Consider the following 945-nt stretch of genomic DNA (forward strand, 5'->3'; position numbering starts at 1 on the left):
AATAGCCAGAAGAACGAGCCGGCAAGACGATCTCGGCATGCTCGACACCTGTCCTGTTGCTAAAATCATGCGTCAGCCCATCGCGCTCGTTGGTCAGTCTCACGGCGGCGCGATAGGCGGCGGACGCCACAGCGCTGCGGCCACCGCTGCGGGCGATCGGCTTCATGCTGAAGTGATAGATCGCCATCACATGTCCCCTTGGTTAGCGGTCCGCCGGCCCGCGCTTTGAGTTGCGCCAGCAACTCGTAAGTGCGCCCTTGTGCCTTCGTCGCTTCGCGCCTTCGGGCACTGGTGGGAGCACGCGGCAATCTCCCGATGACCTCATAAGCCGTTCACCCGGTTGCTTCCACGCGCAGATTTGCGGGTTTCGAAGCGCCGCTCTTCGAGACAACCTCGATTCAGGCCCGCCAGCGGCTGCGATCATCCGTTCATCGCCGCGGCCAATGGCTGAACAGGAGCAAGGAAGAAGATCATCATGGCGCGCAAAACCATCGGCGAACGACTGGCGCAGCTGGAAGCGCAGCGAAAGACATTGCAGATCCGGCTCAGCAAGCAGGAACGTGCCATCGACACACGCCGCAAGGTGTTGATCGGCGCACTGGTGCTGCACCGGCTGGAGAATGATCGCGATGTGCAGATCGGCGGAGGACTGGCAGCCTGGCTCAGATCCGAATTGCCAAAATTCCTCACCCGCGATGGCGATCGGGATCTGTTCGACGATCTGCTCGAACCACGGCCGCACGACCCGTCTATTAGCAATATCGGCAACGGGAGTGCGGCATCATGATCCATGCCAACCAGATCAAGACCGCCTTCGTAAACATGATGCGCCTGGCGTCCCGCGATCCGCTCTGGGCGATCGTCGCCCTGATCACGTTTCCGCTGCGATATGCCAAGTCGTTTGTCATGGGTGCGGTCGGCTATTTGCTTGTCGTGTTCACCGTC

General features: G+C 60.6%; 2 protein-coding genes and 1 pseudogene. 2 read left to right on the forward strand and 1 reads right to left on the reverse strand.

What is annotated here, in order from left to right:
* Nucleotides 1-187: MobA/MobL family protein (locus K6N12_RS33540; RefSeq protein ID WP_222149170.1), on the reverse strand; the 187-nt coding region annotated here is incomplete at its 3' end.
* A 288-nt stretch (nt 188-475) separates the two neighbouring features.
* Here K6N12_RS33540 and K6N12_RS33545 point away from each other — a divergent pair.
* Both K6N12_RS33545 and K6N12_RS34565 read left to right on the forward strand, forming a co-directional pair.
* Nucleotides 476-787, forward strand: coding sequence for a mobilization protein (locus K6N12_RS33545; RefSeq protein ID WP_131711878.1), 312 nt, complete (start codon nt 476-478; stop codon nt 785-787).
* Nucleotides 784-945, forward strand: a pseudogene (locus K6N12_RS34565) (type IV secretory system conjugative DNA transfer family protein); the annotation flags it as partial. The gene K6N12_RS33545 and the pseudogene K6N12_RS34565, both read left to right, overlap by 4 nt.

It is taken from the genome of Rhizobium redzepovicii, from assembly GCF_019793435.1.
Lineage (GTDB): Bacteria > Pseudomonadota > Alphaproteobacteria > Rhizobiales > Rhizobiaceae > Rhizobium > Rhizobium redzepovicii.